Below are 24,848 nucleotides of genomic sequence, written 5' to 3' on the forward strand. Positions count from 1 at the left end.
CGTGTCCGAGGACCAGCCCCCAGTCGCGGCGCCGCGGGGGGACGAACGCGCCGGCGTGCTGCGGACGCTGCGCGAACTGCCCCCTCCCGTGCTCGCCCTGCTCTGCGGGACCGCCGTCAACCGGATGGGCAGCTTCGTCTCGCTCTTCCTGGTGCTCTACGTCACCGGGCTCGGCTACCGCCCGGCCGAGGCGGGCGGCGCGCTCACGGCGTTCGGCCTCGGCTCGATCGCCGGGGTGGTGGCGGGCGGCGCCGCGACCGACCGGTTCGGGGCGCGGAACGTGATCGTCACGTCGATGGCGCTGTCCGGCGTGGGCGTCGGAACCGTCGGCTTCGTGACCGGCTACCTGCCGCTGCTGGGGATCAGCCTGGCGATCGGCGCGGTCACCCAGCTCTACCGGCCGGCCTCCACGACGATGCTGTCGGAGCTGACCCCGCCGCGGCGGCTGGTGATCACCACGGCGGCGAGCCGCCTGGGGCTCAACATCGGCGCGACCCTCGCCCCGCTGCTGGGAGTGTGGCTGGCCGGCTTCGGCTACCGCGCGGTCTTCCTCGCGGACGCGATCACGAGTGTGGTCTTCGCGGTGGCGGCGATGGTCGTGCTGCCGGGAGGCCGGCCCGGGCGCGAGGCGGCGCACGCCGTACGGCACGGGGACAGGGCGCGCGGCGGCTATCGCGCGGTCCTGCGGGACCGCCGTTATCTCCTCGTCCTCGCCGCGATGTTCGCGACGGCCTTCGCCGAGGTGCAGTATCAGGCCGTCCTCCCGCTGGAGATCAGGGACCGGGGCCTGCCCACCGCGGTCTACGGCGCCGTCGTCGCCCTGAACGGCGCCCTGGTCATCCTGCTCGAACTTCCGCTCACGCCGTACGTCCAGAGGCTGCCGATGCGGACGGCGATCTCGGTGGGGACGCTGCTGATCGGCGGAGGGCTCGCGTTGTTCGGCGTCACGGCCGGCGTCTGGCTGCTCTTCGCCGCCGCGCTGGTGTGGACCATGGGCGAGATCGTCAGCGCGCCGTCGTCCAACGCCTATCCGGCGCTGGCCGCGCCGGGACACCTGCGCAGCCGATACATCGGCGCCTTCGCCGCCTGCCACACCATCGGGTACGCGGTGGGACCCGCCGTGGGCACGGCCCTCTTCCAGCACGACGGCGCGCTCGTCTGGCTCATGTGCGCCGGGCTCGGCGTGGCCGGGTTCTCCGCCATGTGGTTCGGGGTCCGTACGCCGCCCCACGAGATCGCCCCCGCCGCGCGGGCGACGCCCCGCCCCGCCACCGACCTCAACTGACGGCGGAAGCGGGAGCTGGATCGGCGACCGACCGGCGGCCGGTCGCCGATCCCCGTCACCTCAGGCCGGTGACGTGGCTACCCGCGCAGGTGCCGGGCGAAGAACCGGACCGCGCTGTCGGCCTCGAACCTCGGCACCTCGTGGTGCCCGCCCGCGTTGGCGTGCAGCGTCTTCTCCTTCGAGGCCAGCGCGTCGAACAACGCGAGCCCGGATTCACGAGGGATGATCTCGTCGTCCCACTGGAGCGCGAACTCGACCGGCACCGTGATCCGCCCCGCCGCCTCGGCCAGGGCCTCGTCGTAGCAGAAGAGACCCAGCACCGCCGCGGTGATCCTGGGCTCGGCCGCCGTCAACGGCAGCCCGATCGCGGTGCCCATGCTCACGCCGTAGTAGCCGACCGGCCCCTCGGCGCCGATCTCCGGCAGTTCCTGAAGGGCGTCGAGGACCGCCCGCCACTCGGGCACGGCACGCCTGGCGATACCGGCGTTGAAGGACACGACGATCGGGCCGACCGGCTCGCCCGCCGCCATCGCCCGCCGGAGCGCGGCGATCTCCCGCTCGTCGTCCGCCGTACGGGGCCTGCCGCCGTGACCCGGTGCGTCGATGGCGGCGACGTGGAAACCGCCGTCGCCCACGAGGAGGGCCGCGCGGCCGGCCATGCCCGGCGACCTGCTGTCCTGGCCGCCGCCGTGCCCCAGCAGCACCAGCGGCGCGCGGCCGGAGCCGGATTCGGGCGACCAGAGCATGCCGGGGACCTCGCCCACGGTGAACTCACGCGCGATGACGCCGTTCGACGTTTCTTCCGAAGTGAAATGCACAGAACGCATTAGGTTGTCGCTTTCCGGGAGTGCTTGTTGTCCAGGCGCTCCCGGCGACTCCTGTGTTATTCGCCCGCCGACCGTGATGACGAGAGGGAGCACCCCATCGACACAACGTTCATGGGTCTCACCTCCTCGCGGCCTGTCACGATCATCCGCACGCTATCAGCCCGGCACCATCCCGCCCAACTGCTTCCCACCCACCGCTGACAGCCCCAGGGCTACAGGGGCCGGGGGCACGGGGACGACTCACCCGTGTGCCGGTGCGGGGGCGCGGATGGTGACTGATCTCCCCCGCCACTCTCAAGCTATAGCGCACCGGGGGGCTTGCGGCAAGACCCCGGTCGTACCGCAGAATCACCGTCCGAACAGGGAGCGGGACCTTGTCGAATGGGGGATTCATGATCGACGTGATCATCGCCGGCGGTGGGCCGACCGGCCTGATGCTGGCCGCCGAGCTGCGGCTGCACGGCGTGCGGGTGGTCGTGCTGGAGAAGGAGCCGGAGCCGACGGGGTTCGTCCGCGCACTGGGCCTGCACGTGCGCAGCATCGAGGTGCTGGACCAGCGCGGTCTGCTGGAGCGGTTCCTCCCGCACGGCCGCAAGCATCCGGTCGGCGGGTTCTTCGCCGCCATCGAGAAGCCCTCGCCCGAACGGCTGGACACCGCGCACCCGTACGTCCTCGGCGTCCGGCAGACCATCACCGACCGCCTGCTGGGCGAGCACGCCGCCGAGGTGGGCGCCGAGATCCGGCGCGGCTGTGAGCTGGCCGGGCTGAGCCAGGACGAGCACGGCGTGACCGCCGAGCTGGCCGACGGCACGCGGCTGCGCGCGCGTTACCTCGTCGGCTGCGACGGCGGCCGCAGCACGGTGCGCAAGCTGCTGGGCGTCGGCTTCCCCGGCGAGCCCACCAGGGTCGAGACGTTGCTCGGCGAGATGGAGGTGGGCGTGCCGCCGGAGACGGTGGCCGCCGTGGTGGCCGAGGTCCGCGCGACCCAGAAGCGGTTCGGGCTCGCGCCCTTCGACGAGGGGGTGTACCGCGTGGTCGTGCCCGCCGCGGGGGTGACCGAGGACCGCTCGGTCCCGCCGACCCTGGAGGACTTCAGGCAGCAGCTGCGGGCCGTCGCCGGCACCGACTTCGGCGTGCACTCCCCCCGCCGGCTGTCCCGCTTCGGCGACGCCACCCGGCTGGCCGACCGCTACCGGGTCGGGCGGGTGTTGCTGGCCGGCGACGCCGCGCACATCCATCCGCCGGTCGGCGGGCAGGGTCTCAACCTCGGCATCCAGGACGCGTTCAACCTCGGCTGGAAGCTGGCCGCCGAGATCGGCGGCTGGGCCCCGGAGGGGTTGCTGGACAGCTACGAGACCGAACGGCGCCCGGTGGCCGCCGCCGTGCTGGACAACGCCCGCGCGCAGATGGAGCTGTTGTCCACCGAGCCGGGTGCTCAGGCGGTGCGCCGCCTGGTGACGGAGCTGATGGACTTCGAGGACGTGCGACGACGCCTGGCCGAGAAGATCGCCGCGATCGGGATCCGCTACGACTTCGGCGAGGGCCACGACCTGCTCGGCCGGCGGATGCGGGACGTGACACTGAAGCGAGGGCGCCTCTACGAGCTCACGCGCGGCGGCCGCGGGCTGCTGCTCGACCAGACCGGCCGGCTGTCGGTCGCCGGGTGGGCGGATCGGGTCGACCACGTCGTCGACGTCAGCGAGGAGCTGGACGTGCCCGCCGTGCTGCTGCGGCCGGACGGTCACGTGGCATGGGCCGGCGAGGATCAGGCGGGTCTGCTCGACCGGCTGCCCAGGTGGTTCGGCGCGCCGCGCGGCTGAGAGGGTGCGGTACGGCCGGCCGGTCATGGAGCGGACCCACACGCCCGGGTCCACCGCGGCAGCGCGGACCTCGCTCCGGGGACGGGGGCAACGCTGTCCAGACGACGGGAGGTCGTCGCGTTGACTTCCCGGCGGTCGCCGGTTTCACTGAGTTCCGCGCGACCGCCCGCCTTTTCCCACGTCACGCGGCCTTCGTGACGAGGCCGCGGCGGGCCGGCCGGGGCCGCTGACACTCGGCGCGCGTTCCGCCGCCCGTGGACGATCCGACGTACGGCCGGGCGCTGATCGACGAGCGGAGAGGGGTGCGCGCCGATGGGCGAGGACAGGGCCTCAAGCGGAAACGGTGCCTCAGCGGGCCGGAACAGGGTGCGGTATGAGAAGCGGGAGCACGTGGCCTGGGTGACCATCGACCGGCCCGAGGTGCTGAACGCGCTCGACCTGAGGACCCACGAGGAACTGGCCGCGATCTGGGACGACGTGGAGGCCGACGACTCCGTACGGGTGGCCGTGCTGACCGGCGCCGGTGAGCGGGCGTTCTCCGTTGGGCAGGACCTGCGCGAGCGTGCGCGGCTCAACCGGCTGGGCGCGCCGGCGACGACGTTCGGCAGCCGCGGCCAGCCGGGCTGGCCGCGGCTCACCGAGCGCTTCGACATGACCACCCCGGTGATCGCGCGGGTCGACGGGTACGCCCTGGGCGGCGGCTTCGAACTCGCCCTGGCCTGCGACCTCATCATCGCCTCCGACCGGTCGGTGTTCGGTCTGCCCGAGGCGCGGCTGGGGCTCGTGCCCGGCGCGGGCGGGGCGTTCCGGCTGGCGCGGCAGCTTCCGCTCAAGACGGCCATGGGCTACCTGCTCACCGGCCGCCGGATGACGGCCGATCTGGCTTTGCGGCACGGGCTCGTCAACGACGTCGTCCCGGCCGGGGAGCTGGACGTGTGCGTCGCCGGGTGGCTCGACGACCTGCTGAGCTGCGCGCCGCTGTCGTTGCGCGCGATCAAGGAGGCGGTGCACAGCTCGCTCCATCTTCCGCTGGAGGCGGCCTTCGGCGCGGCGTACCCCTGGGAGGCCCGGCGGATGCGCAGCCGCGACGCGATCGAGGGCCCCGCGGCCTTCAGCGAGAAACGCAAGCCCGTGTGGAACGGTACGTAGCCACACTCCGCGCCGGCGGACCGGACGGCCGGTGCGGAGGCCGTCCGGGCCCGCCCCAATAGCCGAGCCCCAGTGTTCCAGCCCCAGTGTTCAGGCCCCAGCATTCGCGGTGTTCTGGGCTCGGTGTTCTGGGCTCGGGGTTCGGGGGTCAGTGTTCGAGGGGTGCGGGGTCGGCGTGCATGGCGCGCAGGCGTTCCTCGGCCGTCTGCTCGATCCGCGACATCGCGGCGCGCAGGATCGGCGGCGCCATGATCGAGGTAATGATCGCGATGAGCACGATGATCGTGTAGAGCTCGTCGTTCAGCACGCCGAGCCGCAGCCCGACGCCCGCCACCACGATCTCCACCACCCCGCGGGCGTTCAGGCCCGCTCCGACGGCGACCCCCTCCCAGGGGGTCAGCCCCACGAGTCTGGCGCCGGCGTACGCTCCCGCGAACTTGCCCAGGACGGCGATCACGAGCAGCACGAGCCCGAGCACGACGATCCCGGGATCGGCCAGGACCAGCAGGTCCACGTGGAGCCCGGCGGTGGCGAAGAACAGCGGGGCCAGGACGGCGAGCGTGACGGTGCGCAGCGGCGCGAGCCGGGCCGCCACGTCCTCTCTCGCGGAGCCGACCAGCAGGCCGCCGACGAACGCGCCGAAGACGGCGTCCATGCCGAGCACGTGCGCGGCCGCCGCGCAGCACAGGGTGACGGCGATCGTGACCACGATCACCGGCGCCGCGTCGGCGGAGCGCGTCGCCAGGCGTACGGCCAGCCGGGTCAGCGGGCGGCCCGCCAGCCAGGCCACCGTGACGAAGGCGCAGGGATACAGGAGCGCCACGGCGTTGCCGCCGCCCAGCCCGGCCGTCACCATGACGGACGCGAACGACAGCAGGACCCACCCGGCGACGTCGTCCAGGGCCGCCGCCATGAGCGTGAGCTGCCCCACGTTGCGGTGGAACAGCTTCATGTCCATGAGGATCTTCGCGGTGACAGGCAACGCGCTGATGCCCATCGCCACGCCGAGGAACAGCGCCGCCGTGGGGCGGTCGGCGCCCGCGGGCAGTTGCCGCTCCGGCATCAGCCAGCCGGCGAGCACGCCCAGCGAAAGCGGCACGACCAGCGCCAGGATCCCGACACGCAGTGCCGCGCGGCCCTTGCGGCGGAAGAGCGCGCCGTCGATGCCGACGCCGGTCAGGCCGATCAGCAGCAGCACGCCGATCTGGGCGAGCCCGCCGAAGAGGCCCGTCTTGTCGGCGCCCTGCGGCAGGAGCCAGTGCGACACCGCGGGCGCGGCGTGGCCCAGCACCGACGGGCCGAGCAGCACGCCGACGCACAACTCGCCGACGATGGCGGGCAGGCCCAGCCGGACGGCGACGCGCCCGAGCACCATGGCCGACGTCAGCAGGACGACGACCTGGAGGAGGAAGGCGAGCACCGGGTCGGGGCCCACCGCCTCCACGGCCGTCACGACGACTGTTCCGGGCATAGGGGTCTCCTGGTTCGCGTCGATGTGTGTACGCGGCAGAGGGGAACGCGGGGAGTAGCGGGGTAGATCACGCGGGTGGGCTCAGCCGCGCCGGACCAGCCATGTGGGCCAGCGGCGGGGGTCAGAGCAGGGGTGGCGGGGTCAGAGGGGGATGTTGCCGTGGGCGCCGCGGGCGGGGGTGGCCCGGGCCAGGGCCCTGACGAGGGCGGTCCGGGTCGTGGCCGGGTCGATGACCTCGTCGACCACGCCGAGCTCCACGGCGCGGCCGAGGCCGCCGACCTCCTTCTCGTGCTCCTCGGCCAGGCGCCGCTCCAGTTCCGGGCGTTCCTCCTCGGAGACCGCGGCGAGGTCGCGCCGCCTGAGGATCCGTACGGCCGCGACCGGGCCCATCACCGCGATGACCGCCCTGGGCCAGGCGAGCACCCGGGTGGCGCCCAGTGCGCGGGAGTTCATGGCGATGTAGGCGCCGCCGTACGCCTTGCCGGTGAGCAGGGTCACCCTCGGCACGGACGCCTCGGCGAAGGCGTGCAGCAGCTTGGCGCCCCGCCTGACCACCCCGTTGTGCTCCTGGCCGACGCCGGGCAGGTAACCGGGGACGTCCACCAGCACCAGCAGCGGCACCCCGAAGGCATCACACATCCGCACGAAGCGGGCGGCCTTCTCGGCGGAGGCGGCGTCGAGGCAGCCGCCGAGTTTGAGCGGGTTGTTGGCGACGACCCCGATCGTGCGGCCGCCCAGGCGTCCCAGGGTGGTGACGATGTTGGGCGCCCATCTGCGGTGCAGTTCGACCTCGGTTCCCTCGTCGAGGACGGCCCGGATCAGGGGGTGCACGTCGTAGGCGCGGCGCGGGTTGTCGGGCAGGGCCACCGGGAACGCCGTCTCCTCCACGGCGCGCATCCGTCCCTGGTGCCCGAGCAGGACCGCGAGCTGACGGGCCCGCGTCATCGCCTCGGCCTCGGACTCCGTCACCACGTGGACGACGCCGCTGCGCCTGCCGTGCGGCTCCGGGCCGCCCAGGGCGGCCGTGTCGATCTCCTCGCCGGTGACGCTGCGGACCACGTCGGGACCGGTGACGAAGATCCGCCCGGTGTCGGCGAGGATCACCAGGTCGGTCAGCGCCGGTCCGTACGCCGCGCCTCCGGCCGCCGCGCCGACGACGACGGAGATCTGCGGGACGACGCCCGAGTTCCTGGTCATCACCTCGAAGACGCGGCCCACCGCGTGCAGCGACTCGACGCCCTCGGCCAGCCGGGCGCCGCCGGAGTGCCAGACGCCGATCACGGGCAGCCGCTCGCGGGCGGCGAGGTCGTAGGCGCGCACGATGTGGTCGCAGCCCTGGCTGCCCATCGCGCCGCCCTGCACGCGGGCGTCGCTGCAGAACGCGACCACCGGCACGCCCTCGATCCGGCCGCGTACGGCGCACACGCCCGACTGGTCCGGCGGGGCGATCGGCCGCAGCGGGCCCTCGTCGAGGAGCGTGGCGAGCCGGGCCAGCGGGTCGCGGGGATCGGCCGCCGGGCCGGGAGCCGGGCGGGCGGCGACCCCGTTGTCAACGACGCTCATCCGCGTGCCTCTCCGCCGCGATGAACTCCGCCAGCCGTGCGACGCCCTCCTCGATCTCCTCGTGGGTGAGGTAGCTGGTGGACAGCCGGATGGTGCGCTCGCCCCCGCCCTGCGGATAGAAGTACGACATCGGCGTCCAGATGACCCCGAAGTCCTGCGCGGAGCGGGCCAGCGCCGCGTTGTCCGCCCGGAAGGGGACATGCAGGGCCAGGAAGAAGCCGCCGGTGGGAGAGTTCCAGCGCACCCCCGGCATCCCGGCGAAGCGGCGTTCCAGGCAGGCGAGCGTGTGCCGCATGGCGTCCCCGTAGTACTCGGCGGTCCCGCGGTTGAGCTCGGAGACCCGCCCGTCGGCGGCGAGCAGCGCCCCGGCCACGGCGGCCTGGCTGAGCGGTGAGGTGTTGACGGTCACCATGCTCTTGATCTTGGCGAGCTCGTCGGCGAGCAGCACCGTGCGGCCATCTGAGTCCACGACCTCCTGGTCGGCGACCGCGAAGCCGACCCGCGCGCCCGGGAAGACCGACTTGGAATACGACCCGAGGTGGACGACCCGGCGCCCGCGGTCGAGCGCCTTCAGCGCCGGCACCCGGGCGCCCGGGCTGACCAGCCGGTAGGGACTGTCCTCCAGGATCAGCAGGTCGTGCCGGGCGGCGAGGTCGATGAGCTCGTGCCGGGCCGCCAGCGGCATCGTCGTGCCGGAGGGGTTGGAGTGGTCGGGCACCACGTACACCGCCCGGGGGCGGCGGCCCCGGGCCCGCTCGGCCAGGACGGCGGCCTCCAGGTCGGCGCAGGACAGCCCGTCCTCGCGCTCCTCGACGGCGGTCAGCTCGACGTCCAGCAGCAGCGCCGCCCCGGTGATGCCCACGTAGCAGGGGCTGGAGACGATCAGCACGTCGTCCGGGCCGGAGATGAGCGCCCGCAGCGCCAGGAACATCGCCTCCTGGCAGCCGACGGTGACCACGATCGACTCGGGCGGGACGTCGATGCCCTCGTCGACCCGGAGCGACCGCGCGATGATCTCGCGGATGCGGCCGGCTGAGGGACCGTACTGGAACACGGCGTCCCTGACCTGCTCCGGCGTCGCGCCCTGCGCGGCGAGATGGTCCAGGTACGCACGGATCTGGGAGAAGATCTGCTCAGTCTCGAAGAACCCGGCGTACGGCCGGCCGGGAGCGAACGAGATCGCCTCGGGATAGCGGCTCGTCACCTCGTTCAGGAAGTTCATCGTGTCCATGACGGGGTCGGAGACGCTGGAGTGCAGGTCGGCCCGCCGCAGCCCGCCTCCCACCGGCACCGTTCCCGGCAGAGGCACCGTTCCCGGCAGCGGCGCGGTGCCCGGCAGCGCCGCGATCTCCGTCACCGCCATGGTTCCCGGAAGCACCGGGGTCTCCGGCAGCGGGGGCTCCGGGCTCGGGCGGGCGGCGCCGGGGCGCACCAGCTCGGGCCCCGCACCGGCGACCGTGCCGGTCCCGGTCAGCGTCATGGCGTCGCGCAGTTCCTCCAGGAGGATCGTGAGCACGTGGGCCACGCCCTCCTCCTGGGCGACCGCGAGTCCGTGCAGCACCGGACGGCCGAGCAGCACCGCGTCGGCGCCGAGCGCGAGGGCGGCCAGCACGTCGCGGCCCCGGCGGACACCGCCGTCGAGCAGCACGGGCACCCGCCCGGCCACGGCCGCGGTGATCTCGGGGAGCACCTCGACGCCGGCCGGGACGCCGTCGAGCTGGCGTCCGCCGTGGTTGGAGACCACGATTCCGTCGGCTCCGGCCTCGATCGCGCGTTCGGCGTCGGCGGCCGTCAGGATGCCTTTCAGCAGGACCGGCAGCCGGCTGACCGACCGCATCCAGGCCACCACCGACCAGTCGAGGCCGGGGTCGAACTCCGCGCCGGCGTGCCCGGCGGGCGAGGTGAAGCCGTCCCGGCCCACGTCGGCGGCGTAGAGGTTGGCGGGGAAGACGGACGCGGGCACCCGGAAGCCGTTCCGCTCGTCGCGAAGGCGCCGTCCGAGGTGGGGCGCGTCGACGGTGAGGACGAGGGCGCCGAACCCCGCCCGCTCGGCGCGCTCGACGACGTGGCGGGTGAGCTCCCGGTCGCGCAGGCAGTACACCTGGAGCCAGAGCGGGACCTCCGCCTCGGCGGCCACGTCCTCCACGGTGCGCCCGGCCATCATGCTGACGATCACCGGCACGCGGGCCGCCGCCGCCGTGCCGCGCACGGTGGCCACCTCGCCCAGGGGGTGCGCCATCGTCTGCAGGGCCAGCGGGGCGATCGCGACCGGCGCGTCCCAGGTCTCGCCGAGGATCTTGACCGTGGTCTCCGGCCGGTGCACGCCGCGCAGCACCGACGGGTTCAGGCGCAACCGGTCGAACGCATCGGTGTTGGCGGCGATCGTGCTCTCCTCGCCCGCACCGCCTTCCCAGAAGTCCCAGACCGAGGGATCGACCAGTTTCCGGGCGAGCTCGCGGTAGTCCCTGAGCGTCACGGGGGCGTTGTTCGCAGGCATCTCGGGTGTCCCTCCGTCTGGATACGGTGCGGTGCGACGGCCGCTCAATCGGCCTCCCCGACGGGGACGGACCATCCGCGGGCGCGCAGCTCACGGGCCAGGTCCTGGGCCGACTCCGGCCGCACCCACAGCTCCACCAGGCCGACGGAGCGTCCGGGCGAGTGCTCGATCGCGACGTCCTCGATGTTGATCCCCGCCACTCCCGCGGCCTGGAAGAGCAGTGCGAGCTCGCCCGGCCGGTCGGCGACCAGGACGGGCACGGCGGTGTAGCGGCGGGGCCGCCCGCCGTGCTTGCCGGGGATCCGGCCGTGGCCGGCCACTCCCCTGGCGAGCAGATCGGCGACGGCGCCCTCCGCCTCCCCCTCGCGCAGGCCGGCGGCGGCCGTGACGAGGTCGCGGGCGACCTCCTCCAGCAGGTCGGCGATCGGCCGCGCGTTGGCGCACAGGATGGCGAGCCACAGTTCGGGATCGCCGGCCGCGATCCTGGTCACGTCGCGGGCGCCCTGCCCGGTCAGCGCCAGCACGCCGCCGGGCGCGCCGGCGAAGCGGGCGGCCATCGCCGCGGACACCACGTGGGGGGTGTGGGAGATCAGGGCGACCGCCCGGTCGTGGTCGGCGGCGTCCATGACGACCGGCGTGGCGCCGCAGGCCAGGATGAGCGCGGTCGCCGCGCCGACGGCCTCCTCGCCGGTGTCCCGCGTGGGGCACAGCACCCAGGGGCGGCCGAGGAAGAGGTCGGCCTGGGCGGCCAGCGGGCCGGAGCGTTCCCTGCCGCCCATGGGATGGCCGCCCACGTAGGTCGTCATGTCACAGCCGAGCCGCACGGCCTCGGCCATCGGGCGTTCCTTGACGCTCGCGACGTCGGTGTAGACGCGGGCGACGCCGCGTTTCTGCGCCTCAAGCAGGGCCGCGGGCACGGCCCCCGGCGGCACCGCCAGGATCGCCAGGTCGGCCGGCTCGAACGACTCCAACGGCTCGGACGGTTCGCGGGGCTCGTGTGGGCGGCCGTACAGCGGCGTGCCGGCCCCCGCGTCCGCGGCCAGCCGGACGGCGGCCGGGTCGCGGTCGGCCAGCAGCACCTCGGTGCCCCGCCCGCGCAGCGCGAGCGCGATCGAGGTGCCGATGAGGCCGGTGCCGATGACCGCGACCCGCGCCGGCGCGACCTTGGTCTCCACCGGGCTCACCGGCTCACCATCTCGGCGGCGTACGACGCCTCGGCGCCGCGCAAGTAGACGTGCCGGAGATCCGAGCGCGGGCGCTCCACGTCGACGTGCGCCACCAGGCGGACGACGCGCGGCATGCCGCCGGGCACCGGCGGCTCGTGCGCGCACATCAGGGGCACCTCGTGCAGGCCGGTCAGGCGGGCGCCCCGCGCCGGGAACGCGGCGGTCAGGTCGGGTGTGGCGGTGAGGAGCACGCTGACGACGTCGTCGGCCACGAGGCCGTTGCGGGTCAGCACGGCGGTGACGAGCTCGGCGGTCGCCCCGAGGATCGCCTCGCTCGCGTTCTCCTCGACCCGGATGGCGCCGCTGATCGCGTGGATGGTCATGGTCAGATCCGGCCGGCCTCGTTCGCCGCCGACTGCCGGGAGACTGCCTCGTAGAGGGCCTTGATGTTGTTGCTGCCGAACGTCCGGGCGCCGCGGCGGTCGATCAGCTCGTAGAAGAGGGTCCCCCGGGAGTGCCGCGACTCGGTGAAGATCTGCAGCAGTACGCCCGAGTGGTCGCGGTCCGCCAGGATGTTCAGCTCGCGCAGGTCGTCGACGGGCACCTCGACGTCGCCCAGCCGTCCGGGCAGGTTGTCGTAGTAGGCCCCCGGTGTGCTGAGGAAGCGCACGCCCCGCTCGGAGCAGGTGCGCACGGCCGAGGCGATGTCGTCGGTGAGGAACGCGACGTGCTGGACGCCCGCCCCGTCGTGCGCGCGGACGAACGCGTCGATCTGCCCGGGCGCCCTCGTGGTGTCCGGCTCGATGACGGTGAGGGTCACCTGCCGGGAGACGCTCTGGACCACCTTGGAATCCATCGCCTGGGAGCCGACGATGATCCGCTCCTCGAAGGTCTGCTCGAACCCGAACACGTCCTGGCAGTGGCGGATCGTCGGGCCGAGTTCGCCGGCGGGCACGCACACGGCGAAGTGGTCGATCACGCGGAGAAGCCCGTCCGGTGAGCCGGCGGCGCCGGTCTCGACGATGGTGCCGGGGGCGAACGGCGCGCCGGGTGACTCACGCGAGGTGAAGCGGTGCTCGACGTCGCCGAACCCGGCCACGGATGCGAAGGTGACACGGGCGCCCTCCGGGCCGAACTCGGTGGGCGGGGCGACCGGCGCCGCCCCGCGCTCCACCGCCCTGGCGAACGCCTCGCGGGCGTCGGGCACGGCCAGGCCGATCACCGCGACGCCCTCACCGTGCCGCCCGACGTACTCGGCGGCGCGGTGGCCGCCGCCGATGGCGGAGGTCACCAGGACGGTGATGTCGCGCTGCCTGAGCAGGACCGAGCGGCAGTCCGGCAGGCCGGTCTGCGGCCCGCCGCGACCCGCCACCGTGAATCCGTAGGAATCGCGCAGACCGGCCGCGGTGCGTTCCGCGTCCTCGGCGAATAACTCGATGTGGTCGATCGAAAGAATGTCCACCGGCCGCGCCTCCGTCGCCGTACAAGTGTTTATGGAGCAGGCGGGGACAAATTTACTCGCATATTCGCCGCGGCCCCCCGGCGTCCAACCGCGTATTTGTCCGGCGGGGGCTCCGGTCACGTCTTCGATATTTTTCGTTCGAGCCGGGTGGCGCACTCCCGCCATCCCTGCGCGCATCCGCGCGCGAGTTGGACGATGATTTCCGCGCAGTGCGGCGGAATGCTGTCCACGATCTTGACCCAGTCCTCCCGCGGAATGGTATGGATATTCAGCAGGCGCAGGAGGTCGCGGCCGTTCTCGTTGAGGCGCAGCGCCGGATCGGCCTTCAGCCGGTCGACGATCGCCGCCGGCGGCTGTTCCAGGGCGCGCCGGGCGGCGGGCCGGTCCACCGGTCCGGCGGGGGGAAGCTCGCCCGGCACCGCACGTTTGTGCCGTCCCGCGGGCACCGGGCTCTCTCCCCTGTGCATGCGCTTCCTGACGTCGCGCACGGTCTCTGGCGAGATGCCGGCGATCCTCGCGATGTGCCGGAAGGACAGGCTGGGATCCTTGGTCATCAGGTCGTAGGCCAGGGTGCGCCCCGAGACGCGGTTGATGGAGCGGACCCGGCCGTCCCTGCCGATCCTGGCCACGCAGGGCGACTCCGGCGCCGTGCGTCTGCGCAGCTCGGAGATCGTCTTGGCCGACAGGCCGGTGGTCGAGGCGATCAGCCGGTCGGACCAGTCGGGATGTGATTCGATGATCTTCTCGGCGGCGCTCTTGCGGTCGGGCAGCGACAGCGGCAGGCCGTGGGCGATGTTCAGCCTGACGGACAGGACGAAGGCGTCGTCCTCCGGGCCGTCGAAGAACCGGGCGGGAATCGTCCGCCGCCCGCACAGCTGGGCGGCCCTGAGACGGTGCATGCCGTCGATGACCCGCATGGTGGGCCGGTGCACGACGATCGGCGGCAGGGGGCCGGTGGCGGCGGCCAGCAGTTCCACGTGCTCACGGCTCTCCCCCGAACTTCGCGGAGAACCCCCGATCGACAGCGAACTGATCTCGACTTCCACCACCGAATAGAAATCCGGATCCGGCGCGAACTGCAACGAGGACTCCTCACGGTCTGCTCACCTGTATGGGAAGCGGAACAGGTACCGGGGACGCCTGCGGTTCTCCGCAGGCCAGAAAAAAATATAACCATCGATGCGAAAACGGCCGAGACCTCGCATTCGGTCGCGCTCGCCGAGTGAATTCGAACAGGCGGAAACGACGTCGGTTGGGCCGGCCCGGGCCGGCCCAACCGACGCTTCGACTCCGGGACGGGACCCCATACGCCCCGTGCATTCCCGGCACGAGACGTTCTACGGGATCACTGGTTTCGATGAGGTATCGGCAGCCGGGCCGGGAATGAAACCGCGGCGAAACCGTGCGCGGTCTAGTCTAACCAAGAGTCAGACGGTCTCCTCGACCCGTTCCTGGACGCGCTGCGCGAACTCGTCCCAAATGTTTCCGCATTCGAAGGCAAGGGAGGCGACGATGTCACCCCAGTACGGCGGCACGCCTCCGAGGTACGGCGGCACGCGTTCACCCAGGCGTTTCCACCGTTCGACCTCCGCCAGGTGGGCGCTCAGCAGCCTGAGCAACGCGCGGCCCGCCGGGCTGCCGATGAGTTCGGGATCCGAGCGCAACCGCTCGATTCCCTGGCGCAGTTCTCCGAGATCGTCGCGCGCGTCGGGATCGTCGACCGGAGGCGCCTGCGGCCTGGGCCGCCGGCCCGCCACCGGATCCTCCTGACGGCGCATTTTGTTTCTGACGTCCCGGGCCGTCTCCGGAGAAATTCCGGCCACCTTCGCGATCTGCCGTAAGGACCATTCAGGATTTTCCGCGATCAGTTCCATCGCGATCCTGCGGCCCTCGGCGGCGTTCACCGAGCGCACCCGCCCGTCGCGGCCGATCCGGGCGTTCGGCGACAGAATTTCGGCGCCGGCCGCCCTTATCTCGGCCACCGTCTTCGCGCTGATTCCCGCGACCGAGGCGATATAGCGGTCCGACCAGTGCGGGCGGAGTTTCAGTATGCGCTCGGCGGCGGCCTTGCGATCGCTCAGCGAGAGGGGCAGCCCGTGCGCGGCGTTGGCCCGTACCGCGAGGACGAAGGCCTCCACCTCGTCTCCGTCGAACAACCGCACGGCGATGTGGGCCGCGCCGCGCAGGCGGGCGGCGGCCAGGCGGTGCGCGCCGTCGATGACGCGCATCGTCGGGTAATGCACCAGAATCGGCGGAAGCTCGTCGGGCACCGCGGCCAGCAGTAAAACATGTTCGCGATCTTCTCCGGATTTTCTGGGAGACAATCCCGTTACGAGAGAATCAACCGCGACCATGGTCACCTGCCCCCCGTCGGCATCGATCAGCTGCTCCAGGTCACCGGTCATACCGTGCCTCCACAGTGTGGCGTCCCCGTCGGTTCAACTGGTCCACGAATCCCTTGTGAATCACGCGCACGGTGCCCTTTTCAGACGGTCGGTTCCTCTGTTTGAGGATGTCCGCCGTGACCGGCCCCACTGACCCCGCTGTCAGCAATTGGACACCATGGCACCGGAAACAGGTGCCCGGCGCTCTTGACAGGGACGGCAGGTGGGGCGTTTAAGCGGATCGCGCTTCCCCGGTTCCCCTTTTCCGTTCGCGTCCCGTGCCTCTTCTTACTACAGATCCCGGGGTTTCAAAAAGGTTTCGCCCGATCATGTACCGCTATGTGCGGACCGAAAACCATTACCGTTGTCCACATCACCTGTCATACCCGCATAAAGGCGGCTTTCGTGTCCAACCGCCGAATTTCCGCGCTTGGACACCCGGGGCGAAGACGCCGCGGCCCGGCTCCGCGATCTCGCGGTGCCGGGCTGCGGGCAGAGCCGTTCGGACTGTTCAGACTGTTCTGAGTGCCTCGGTGGGCTGCATGCGGGCCGCGCGCAACGCCGGCAGCAGCCCGGCGACCGCGCCGATGAGGACGGCCGCGCCGAGCCCGCCTCCCCACGCGATCGGCGGCACGACCGTGGCCCACCCCTTGAGGAGCGCGTAGGCCGCGGTGACGCCGACGCCCAGCACGACCCCGGCGATGCCGCCCATGGCGGCCAGCAGGACCGCCTCGGACAGGAACTGCAGGCGGATGTTGCCCCGGGTGGCCCCGAGCGAGCGCCGGAGCCCGATCTCCGAACGCCGTTCGAGCACGGAGATGACCATGGTGTTGGCCACGCCGATGCCGCCGACGAGCAGCGCCACCGCCCCGAGCCCGAGGAACAGTCCGTTCAGGGCGGACTGGGCGACGGCGCGGGCCTCCAGCGCGGCGGAGGGCTGGCTGACGACGACCTCGTCCGCGTGCTCCGGGTAGGCGGTGGCGGCCAGCACCTGCTGCACGTCCTTGACCTGCTCCGTCTGGGCGCGGATGTAAATCTTGGTCGGATGGCCGTCGAAGTGGAGGTACTTCTCGGCGGCCCCGTACCCGACGAGAACCGACTCGTTGATCTCCTGCACGAGGCTCGCCTTGCCGAGGATCCCGGCGACGTAGAACCACTGCCCGCCGACCCACAGCCGGGCGCCCGGATGGATCTTCGCGATGCCCAGCCTGGCCGCGGCGGTCCAGCCGAGCACCACGACCGGCTGGTCGGCGGTCGCGGCGTTCAGGTATCTGCCCTGGGCCACCGTCATCCGCAGCGCGGCCGGCAGGCCGAGGCTCGCGGCGCTGACCGTGAGCGCGTTGGTGTTGACGCTCGGGATGTAGGGCGAGCGGTAGACGCTGGCCGAGGTCTTGCCCGTGCTCTCGACCGAGTCGACCGGCCCGATCCTGGCGATCATCCCGGGCGCCTCGCGCGGGAGTTTCGCGTCCTTCCCGCTGAGCGTCTGGCCGGGGGTGACGGTGAGCAGGTTGGTGCCCAGCTTGTCGATCTCGGCGAGCAGCCCGGCCTGCGACGAGGCGGACAGCCCCAGCACCGCCACCATGGCGGCGACGCCGATCGAGATGCCCAGCGCGGAGAGCAGGGCTCGCATCCGTCTTGTCCGCAGGCCGACGGCCGCGGTCCTCGCGACGTCGGCCGGATGCATCCGGGTGGAAGCCGTCATGGTGGTCACAGCAGGGCCTCCTCCTCGTCGGCGTTGACCTCGGCCACGATGTGGCCGTCGAGCACCTCGATGCGGCGGCGCAGCCGCGCGGCCAGGGCCCGGTCATGAGTGATCATGACGATGGTCGCGCCCTCCCGGTTGAGCTCCTGGAGCAGCTCGAAGATCGCGCTTCCGGAGACGCTGTCGAGGTTGCCGGTGGGCTCGTCGGCCAGCACGATCGCGGGGTTGCCGACCAGGGCCCTGGCGATGGCCACCCGTTGCCGCTCTCCTCCGGAGAGCTGGGACGGGCGGTGGTGGAGGCGATGGCCGAGGCCGACCCGTTCCAGCGCGGTCCGGGCCGCGGCGAGCCTGGACCGGTACCGCACGCCGCTGTACAGCAGCCCGTCGGCGACGTTCTCCAGCGCCGTGGCGTGCTCGGCGAGGAAGAACTGCTGGAAGACGAAGCCGATCCGGGTCGCCCTGACCTGGGCCAGCGCGCGGTCGGACATGCGGGCCACGTCCTCCCCCACGATCCTGACCCGGCCGGACGTCGGGCGGTCGAGCGTGCCCATCACCTGCAGCAGGGTGGACTTGCCCGAGCCCGACGGGCCGACGATGGCCACCAGTTCGCCCCGCCGGATGGTGAAGGTGGCCTTGTCCAGGGCCACGACCGGCGACGCGCCCGGGTAGATCTTGGTCACGTTCTCGAGCTGGATGACCGGCTCACCGATGCGGGGCCGGTCTCCCACGGCCATCGTCCGCGCCTCCTGGCTGGTCATGACGCCGGCACCACCACGTTCTGGCCGACCTGCAGCCCCTCGCCCCGCACCTCGACCACCCCGGCGGCGTCGTCGAACAGGCCCACCTCCACCGGGATCAGGCGGTGCGAGCCGTTCGCCTCGACGACCTCCAGGGCGTACCCTCCGCCGGCCAGCGCGAGCAGCGCGTTCACCGGCACCGACAGCACGTCCTTCGCCGTGTCCGTGACGATCGACACCTGCACCGGCGCCTGGTCGAGCCGGCCGGTGTCCTTGGGCTTCTCCGGCCTGATGCGCACCGTGATGGTGGTGCTGTCGTCGTTCTTCTTCTCGGCCACCTTGCCGACCGAGGACACCTCGCCGGGGGTGGTCTTGCCGGTGGGCAGCGTGATGAGCACCTTGTCACCGGTCACGACGTCCGACTGCTGGTAGGCGTTGAGGGCGACCGTGACCTCACGACGGGTGGAGGAGCCCTCGAGGACGACCGATCCGGGCATCGCGGCCGTGCCGCGCACCCCGGAGACCTTGGTGACCCTGATCTCGTCGGCCGGCACGAACAGCGCCTGCCCGAGCGGCAGCGTCCCGGTCTGCTTCAGGCCCATCTTCTTCTGCAGCCGGACCAGGGCGTAGTAGGTCCGCGCGCCGAAGTAGTCGGACTTGGGGCTGAGCTTCTTCTTGCTCGCGTACTTCAGCGCCACGAGCGCGGCGTTGAGCTGCCGCACGTCGGCGCCTTCCATCCCCCACTTCAGCTCCCGGTACGCGGGGGTGACCGTGCCCTTCAGGAAGATCACCGGCTTGTTGTCCACCCGGTAGAGCGGCTTGCCCTGACCGATGATGTCGCCGACGGCGGGCAGCCGGGTGATCGTGCCGCTCGCCTTGCCGACGATCTGGAGCTTGCCGACGTAGCCGAGCGTGCCGTTCTCCATGGTCCTGGCCGACAGCGTGCCCTTGGTCACCTGGGCGAGCCCGGTCGGGGCGGTGTTCTGGATCGTGCCGGTAGCCGCCTTCCGGTCGAACGGCTTGACGACGGCGACCGTCACGCCGGCCGCCGCGACAACGGTGACGACGACGATCGCGGTGCGCCATCCCCGTCGCCCGCGCGGCGCGGGCGGAAGGGCGGCGGGCGGAGTGACGTCCGTGGTGTCGGTGGCCTGCCTCGGCACCTCGGTGGTGCTCACGAACCGGCCCCGCCCTGCACCGCGGGACCGCCGGGGCCGCCGGGACCGGGCTGCTGCCTGAGGTTCTGCGGCTGGTACTTCGCGCACGCCTCCGACGCCTTCCGGAACTGCGGCGACTGCGGGTCGATGCCGCTGTCCTGCATGAAGGCGAAGCCGCCGTTCTTGTCGGGGTCGGGGAACTTCGGCAGGCCGTTCTCACGCATGCACTGGGCGTACTTGAGCTTGTCGGCGGTGGGCCAGCCGGCGTTCGGGTCGGCGTCGTTCTTGGCGTCGATGCGCGGGCCGGAGGGGAGGTACTGCTTGCACTTCTCCTCGGCCTTCTTGAACTCCGGGGACTGCGGGTCGATGTCGCCGCCCTCGGGGAAGGCGATGCCGCCGCCGGGCTTCGGGTCGGGGAAGTTCGGGATGCCGTTGTGGCGCATGCAGTTGGCGTACGCCACGATGTCGCCCGACCCCGAGGACTGGGCGGCGCCGCCGTTGCCGCCCGCGGTGTCGCCGCCGCCGGTGGCGGCGTCGGAGGTGACTCTGGCCACGGCCCGGGCCTCGGGCTCGCCTCCCGTGCAGGCGGTGGAGAGCAGAGCGACGGCCGCGGCGGCCAGGACGACCGGGACTGTCCGGTAGAGATGCCTATTCGGTTCGTTTCGCCGATGGGCGCGGCCAACAATAGGGGACATTTCATCCTCCATTACTCGCGAGGTTTTCCGCTGACCTCCTTTCTATCGGGTAAGCGGTTTCGACAGGGTTTCGTAAGGCGGCGTTAAAAGCCCCGGCCCGCGCTGGGGGGATTCGCGGGCCGGGGCGGTCAAGGGGATGCGGCAGGGTCAGGCGGAGGGCGGGCGCGGCGCGTCCGCCGGCAGCAGCTTCTGGCAGGTCTGCTGCGCGGCCTTGAACTCCGCGCTGCCGAGGTCGATTCCGGTGAACATGCCGTCCGCGTTGGGCTCCGGGAAGTCCGGCAGGCCGTTCTTACGCATGCAGGCGACGTACTTGGACACGTCGGGCAGCGGACGGTTCCCCTGCGGGGCCGCCTGGGGCTGACCGCCGGGCGAGTCTCCCGGCTGCGGCTGTCCCGGCTGGCCACCGGCCTGACCACCCGGTTGCGGCTGGCCGCCCGCCGGCGCCCCCTGCCGGTCGCCCTTGGGGGCCTGCGACATGCACGCCTGCTCGGCCTTCTTGTACGTGGGCCCGTTGACGTCGATGAGGGACGGATCAAGCCCGATCCCGCCATCGGGCCTGGGGTCGGGGAAGTTCGGCACGCCGTTCTCGCGCAGGCACTTCACGAAGGCCACCGCCTGCGCGTGCCGCGAGTTCGTCTCCGCGGGCGAGGCCACAGGGGAAGACGCGGAGGAAGCCGCGGCGGCCGCGCGGTCGTCGTCCCCGCGGGAGGACGTCACCAGGTACACCGCCATCGCCGCCACCGCGACCGCAAGCGCGGCGGCCAGCACGCCCGTCAGCCAAAGCCGTCTTCTGAGTCCCGCGACTTCGGTGGAGCCCGTATTGTCGTCCACTCATGCCCCCAACCGCTGAGAAATGATTCGCGCGATGTCCGCGATCGGTTTCGCGGCCATCATGCCATCGTGGTCGGTATTAACCGGGATATTGTCGATATTTCCTTGGACATAGTCGGCCCAGCCGTCCGCGCCTGGGCTTTCGACGTGTCCCTGTGTGGCGACGAACAGCGTCACATCGCCCTGGAACACACTCGCGGTGAAATTCCGGAGTAAGCGGAAGTTGTTCGCGTTGACCTTCTGGATCTCCGACAGCACGCGGGTCCTCGGCTGCCCGGGCACCTCGGCCGCGCCGTTCCGCTGACCGCCGGGATCCGGGTCGCCCTGCCGGTCGTCGGGATCGAACGGATAGCCGTCCAGGCTGATCAGCGTGCTCACCTTCTCGCCGCGTTCCTGGAGGAGCGTGGCCATCGCGTGCGCGACCGCCGCGCCGAAGGACCAGCCGAGCAGGTTGTACGGGCCCTCGGGTTGCACCGCCCGGATCTGCTCCACGTAGTCCCTGGCCATCTCCTCGATCGTCTCCGGCAGCCGTTCGCCCGGGTCGAACCCGCGGGCCTGCAGCCCGTACACCGGCTGGTCGTCCGGCAGGTGACGGGTGAGTTCGGCGTAGCACCAGCTCAGCCCGGAACTCGGGTGGACGCAGAAGAGCGGCGGCTTGTCACCCTGGGTTCTGAGCGGCAGGATCAGCCCGAGGTCGTCGGCGCCCAGCGACGCGGCGATGCCCGCCGGGGTCTGGGCGGTGAAGACCGACCGGATGCCCACGTCGGCGCCGAGCACGCCCCGGATGCGCGTGATCAGCTTCATCGCCAGGAGCGAGTCGCCGCCCAGCTCGAAGAACGACGCCTCCGCCCCGACCCGTTCGAGCCCCAGCACCTCGGCGAACAGCCCGCAGAGCACCTCCTCCACGGCGGTCTCGGGGTCGCGGCCCCCCAGCCCGGCAAGCTCGGGCGCGGGCAGCGCGGCCCGGTCGAGCTTGCCGTTGACGGTGACGGGCAGCGCCGGCAGCGGCACGACGGAGGCGGGGACCATGTGGTCGGGCAGCCGTTCGGCGAGGTATCCGCGCAGCGCCGCGGCGTCCACCGCGTCACCGGCCGGCACCACGTACGCCACCAGGCTCTTTATCTCCAGCCGGTCTTCCCGGACGACCGCCGCCGCCTGGGCGACGCTCTCGTGGGCGGCCAGCACCGCCTCGATCTCGCCCAGCTCGACCCGGATGCCGCGCACCTTCACCTGGTCGTCGGCACGGCCCGTGAACAGCAGTTCGCCGCCGGGCGTCCAGCTGACGACGTCGCCGGTCCGGTACATCCGCTCGCCCTCGGCGAACGGCGACGCGACGAATCTCCCGGCGGTGAGCCCGGGACGGTTCAGGTAGCCGCGGGCGAGGCCCACTCCGGCCACGTAGAGCTCGCCCCGTACGCCGACGGGGACCGGCGTCAGGAACTCGTCCAGCACGTAGGCGCGGGTGTTGCCGAGCGGGCGGCCGATCGTCACCTCGGCCTCCGGCTCCAGCGGGCCGCTCATCGTCGCGCACACCGTCACCTCGGTCGGCCCGTACGCGTTGACCACCCGGCGGCCCGGCAGGCGCCCGGGCAGCCACGGCGGGCACGTCTCGCCCGCCACCACGACCGTGGTCAGGCTCTCGGGCAGTTCCTCGGTCGTGGCCAGCACGGACGGCGACACGGTCAGGTGCGTCACGCCGAACTCGGCGGTCACGGAGGCCAGCGTCCCGTGCGGCGGCAGCCGGTCGGCGCCCGCGACCACCAGGCACGCCCCCGACAGCAGCGCCATGCACAGCTCCCAGACCGAGGCGTCGAAACTCAGCGAGGCCAGTTGCAGCACCCGCGCGCCGGGGCGCACGCCGAACGCGGCGATCTGGTCGGCCGCCAGGTTGCCGAGGCCGCGATGGGTGACGACGACCCCCTTCGGCGTACCGGTGGAGCCGGAGGTGTAGATGACGTACGCGACGTCGTCCACCCGGCCCGCCACCCGGACGGGCTCACCGGGGTCTTCGCCGGGGCGTGCACCGAGGCCCCGGCGGAGGTGCTCACCGGAGTGTTCGGCGGAGCCTTCGCGGGGGTCTTCGCCAGGGTTTTCGCGGGGGTCTTCGCGGGAGCCTTCACGGGGGTCTTCGCCAGGGTTTTGGCAGGAGTCTGCGCGGAGGCGCACGCCGTCGAGCACCACCGCGTCCTCCGGCGCCGCCGGCCGGGTCTCCGGCGTGCACAGCACCAGCGCGGGGGCGGCGTCGGCCAGCATGAACGCGATCCGCTCGGCCGGATAGGCCGGGTCGACCGGGACGAACCCGGCCCCCGCCTTCGCGACGCCCAGCAGCACCGCCACCAGATCGGGCGAGCGCTCCATCAGCACCGCGACGAGGTCCCCCGGGCGCACCCCCCGGGCCAGCAGGTCGCGCGCCACGCCGTCCGCGGCGCGGTCCAGCTCCGCGTAGGTCAACTCCCGTCCGGGGCCGATCACCGCCGTCGCGGCGGGCGTACGCGCCACCTGCGCCTCGAACAGCTCCGCGAGCGTGCCGGCCGGAGCCGGGCGGTCCGTCCGGTTCCACTCCGTCAGCGTCCGCGAGCGCTCGTCGCGCGTCAGCACGTCGACGTTCCTCAGCCGTACGGCCGGATCGGACACCACCTGCTCCAGCACCCGCACCAGCCGTACGGCCAGTGCCCGGACCGTGCTCTCGTCGAACAGGTCGGCGGCGTAGAGCAGCACGCCCGCGATGCCGGACGGCCTGCCCTCGCCGTCGCGGTGCTCGGCCAGGTCGAGGGTGAGGTCGACCCTGGCCGCGCCGGCCTCGTCCCCGGAGGACAGCGGGCGGACCCGCAACCCCGGCAGGTCCCAGAGCCCGCCCTTCCCCTCCGGCGCGTTCTGCACGGCGAGCGAGACCTGGAACAGCGGGTTGCGCCCGAGCGACCGGGGCGGGTTCAGATCCTCGACCAGGCGCTCGAACGGAAGGTCCTGATGGGTGTACGCCGCCAGGTCGGCCTCCCGCACCCGGGACAGCAGCTCGGTGAAGGTGGGGTCGCCGGAGAGGTCGGCGCGCAGCACGAGCGTGTTGACGAAGAACCCGGCCAGATCGTCCAGCGCCGGCTCACCCCGCCCGGCCACGGCCGTGCCGATGGGGATGTCGGTGCCCGCTCCCATGCGCGACAGCAGCACCGCCAGCGCGGCCTGCACGACCATGAACATGGTGGCCTTGCCCCGCTGGGCGAGCTCCACCAGCCGGGAGTGGACCTGCGGAGGGACCCGGACGGGCACGGTCGCGCCGCGGAAGGAGGACACGGCCGGGCGCGGCCGGTCCACGGGCAGGGCGAGCTCCTGGGGGATGCCGGCGAGCGCCTGCCGCCAGTAGCCGAGCTGGCCGCTGATCAGGCTGCCGGGGTCGTCAAGGTCGCCGAGGACCTCCCGCTGCCACAGGGCGTAGTCGGCGTACTGGACCGGCAGCGGCCGCCAGTCGGGCGCGCGGCCCTCGCGGCGGGCCGCGTAGGCGGCCACCAGGTCCCGGGACAGCACGCCCATCGACCAGCCGTCGGCGGCGATGTGGTGGACCACCGTCAGGAGGACGTGCTCGGCGGGCGCCAGCCGGAGCAGCGTGACCCGCCAGGGCAGGTCGACGCTGACGTCGAACCCGTCGCGGGCCCGCGCGGCGATCACCTCGCCGACCTCGTCCTCCGTGGTCTCCAGCACGGTCAGCGGCGGAGCCTGGTCGAGGACGCGCTGGCAGGGCACGCCGTCCCGGTCGGGGAAGATCGTACGCAGGCTCTCGTGGCGGTCGGCGACGTCGGCGACGGCCGCCTCCAGCGCCGCCACGTCCAGATCACCCGACAGGCGCAGGGCCAGGGGCATGTTGTAGCCCGCGCCCTCCCCGGCGCCTTCCAGCCGGTTGAGGAACCACATGCGCTGCTGGGCGTACGACAGCGGCAGCGCCTCCGGGCGCGGCATCGGCGTCAACGCTTTGCGTGTCTCGCCCGAGCCGTCGATGAGCCGGGCCACTCCGGCGACGGTCGGCTCGGCGAACAGCGCGCCGATGCTGATCTCTGTTTCGAGGACGGACCGGATCCGGGCCAGCAGCCGCATGGCCCGCAGGGAGTCGCCG

18 protein-coding genes are annotated in these 24,848 nt (G+C 72.4%); 3 read left to right on the forward strand and 15 right to left on the reverse strand.

All coding sequences use genetic code 11. The features are described 5' to 3' along the window. Position 1 precedes the first annotated feature (1 nt). Positions 2-1,285, forward strand: a complete 1,284-nt coding sequence (locus Mam01_RS34310; protein ID WP_204289417.1) for an MFS transporter — start codon at positions 2-4, stop codon at positions 1,283-1,285. Positions 1,286-1,362: 77 nt separating this feature from the next. Here the strand turns inward: Mam01_RS34310 and Mam01_RS34315 are convergent, their stop codons facing one another. Next, complete coding sequence (locus Mam01_RS34315) at positions 1,363-2,103, reverse strand: dienelactone hydrolase family protein (protein WP_204289418.1); 741 nt, start codon at positions 2,101-2,103, stop codon at positions 1,363-1,365. Between the two features lie 401 nt (positions 2,104-2,504). Between Mam01_RS34315 and rox the strand changes: the two genes are divergently transcribed. After that, a complete protein-coding gene (rox, locus tag Mam01_RS34320) occupies positions 2,505-3,932 on the forward strand; it encodes a rifampin monooxygenase (protein WP_204289419.1) in 1,428 nt (475 codons plus the stop codon). Between the two features lie 366 nt (positions 3,933-4,298). After that, positions 4,299-5,081: an enoyl-CoA-hydratase DpgD gene (gene dpgD / locus Mam01_RS34325; protein ID WP_239101831.1), complete on the forward strand. Its 783-nt coding sequence runs from the start codon at positions 4,299-4,301 to the stop codon at positions 5,079-5,081. 148 nt (positions 5,082-5,229) lie between these two features. Here the strand turns inward: dpgD and Mam01_RS34330 are convergent, their stop codons facing one another. The 14 genes from Mam01_RS34330 to Mam01_RS34395 form a co-directional block, all read right to left on the reverse strand. Next, a complete protein-coding gene (locus Mam01_RS34330) occupies positions 5,230-6,552 on the reverse strand; it encodes a cation:proton antiporter (protein ID WP_204289421.1) in 1,323 nt (440 codons plus the stop codon). A gap of 141 nt (positions 6,553-6,693) precedes the next feature. Next, complete coding sequence (locus Mam01_RS34335; RefSeq protein WP_204289422.1) at positions 6,694-8,115, reverse strand: acyl-CoA carboxylase subunit beta; 1,422 nt, start codon at positions 8,113-8,115, stop codon at positions 6,694-6,696. After that, positions 8,102-10,612: an aminotransferase class I/II-fold pyridoxal phosphate-dependent enzyme gene (locus Mam01_RS34340; protein WP_204289423.1), complete on the reverse strand. Its 2,511-nt coding sequence runs from the start codon at positions 10,610-10,612 to the stop codon at positions 8,102-8,104. The genes Mam01_RS34335 and Mam01_RS34340 overlap by 14 nt, the downstream gene beginning before the upstream one ends. A 44-nt stretch (positions 10,613-10,656) precedes the next feature. Continuing rightward, entirely contained in the window at positions 10,657-11,796 is a 1,140-nt protein-coding gene (locus tag Mam01_RS34345; protein WP_239101832.1) for a prephenate dehydrogenase, read from the reverse strand. Beyond that, positions 11,793-12,161, reverse strand: coding sequence for a chorismate mutase (gene aroH / locus Mam01_RS34350; RefSeq protein WP_204289424.1), 369 nt, complete (start codon positions 12,159-12,161; stop codon positions 11,793-11,795). Before aroH ends, Mam01_RS34345 begins: the two co-directional genes overlap by 4 nt. A gap of 2 nt (positions 12,162-12,163) precedes the next feature. Then, positions 12,164-13,240, reverse strand: coding sequence for a 4-hydroxyphenylpyruvate dioxygenase (hppD, locus tag Mam01_RS34355; RefSeq protein ID WP_204289425.1), 1,077 nt, complete (start codon positions 13,238-13,240; stop codon positions 12,164-12,166). A gap of 116 nt (positions 13,241-13,356) precedes the next feature. Continuing rightward, positions 13,357-14,286 carry a ParB/RepB/Spo0J family partition protein gene (locus tag Mam01_RS34360; RefSeq protein ID WP_239101833.1) on the reverse strand — a complete coding sequence of 310 codons (930 nt, stop codon included), beginning with the start codon at positions 14,284-14,286 and terminating at the stop codon, positions 13,357-13,359. Positions 14,287-14,667: 381 nt separating this feature from the next. Next, entirely contained in the window at positions 14,668-15,645 is a 978-nt protein-coding gene (locus Mam01_RS34365; RefSeq protein ID WP_239101834.1) for a streptomycin biosynthesis protein, read from the reverse strand. A 490-nt stretch (positions 15,646-16,135) separates the two neighbouring features. After that, the gene (locus tag Mam01_RS34370; protein ID WP_150938386.1) at positions 16,136-17,326 is read right to left on the reverse strand and encodes an ABC transporter permease; all 1,191 of its coding nucleotides are present in this window, start codon (positions 17,324-17,326) and stop codon (positions 16,136-16,138) included. A 5-nt stretch (positions 17,327-17,331) separates the two neighbouring features. Next, a complete protein-coding gene (locus Mam01_RS34375; RefSeq protein ID WP_239101835.1) occupies positions 17,332-18,084 on the reverse strand; it encodes an ABC transporter ATP-binding protein in 753 nt (250 codons plus the stop codon). Continuing rightward, on the reverse strand, positions 18,081-19,241 hold the full coding sequence (locus Mam01_RS34380; RefSeq protein ID WP_204289426.1) for an efflux RND transporter periplasmic adaptor subunit: 1,161 nt from the start codon (positions 19,239-19,241) through the stop codon (positions 18,081-18,083). Before Mam01_RS34380 ends, Mam01_RS34375 begins: the two co-directional genes overlap by 4 nt. Then, positions 19,238-19,915 carry a hypothetical protein gene (locus Mam01_RS34385; RefSeq protein WP_150938141.1) on the reverse strand — a complete coding sequence of 226 codons (678 nt, stop codon included), beginning with the start codon at positions 19,913-19,915 and terminating at the stop codon, positions 19,238-19,240. The genes Mam01_RS34380 and Mam01_RS34385 overlap by 4 nt, the downstream gene beginning before the upstream one ends. A gap of 147 nt (positions 19,916-20,062) precedes the next feature. Beyond that, positions 20,063-20,746, reverse strand: a complete 684-nt coding sequence (locus Mam01_RS34390) for a hypothetical protein (protein ID WP_204289427.1) — start codon at positions 20,744-20,746, stop codon at positions 20,063-20,065. Then, a partial coding sequence (locus tag Mam01_RS34395) for a non-ribosomal peptide synthetase (RefSeq protein WP_204289428.1) occupies positions 20,747-24,848 on the reverse strand: 4,102 nt, incomplete at its 5' end. It lies immediately after the preceding gene.

The sequence above is a fragment of the Microbispora amethystogenes genome (assembly GCF_016863015.1).
Lineage (GTDB): Bacteria > Actinomycetota > Actinomycetes > Streptosporangiales > Streptosporangiaceae > Microbispora > Microbispora amethystogenes.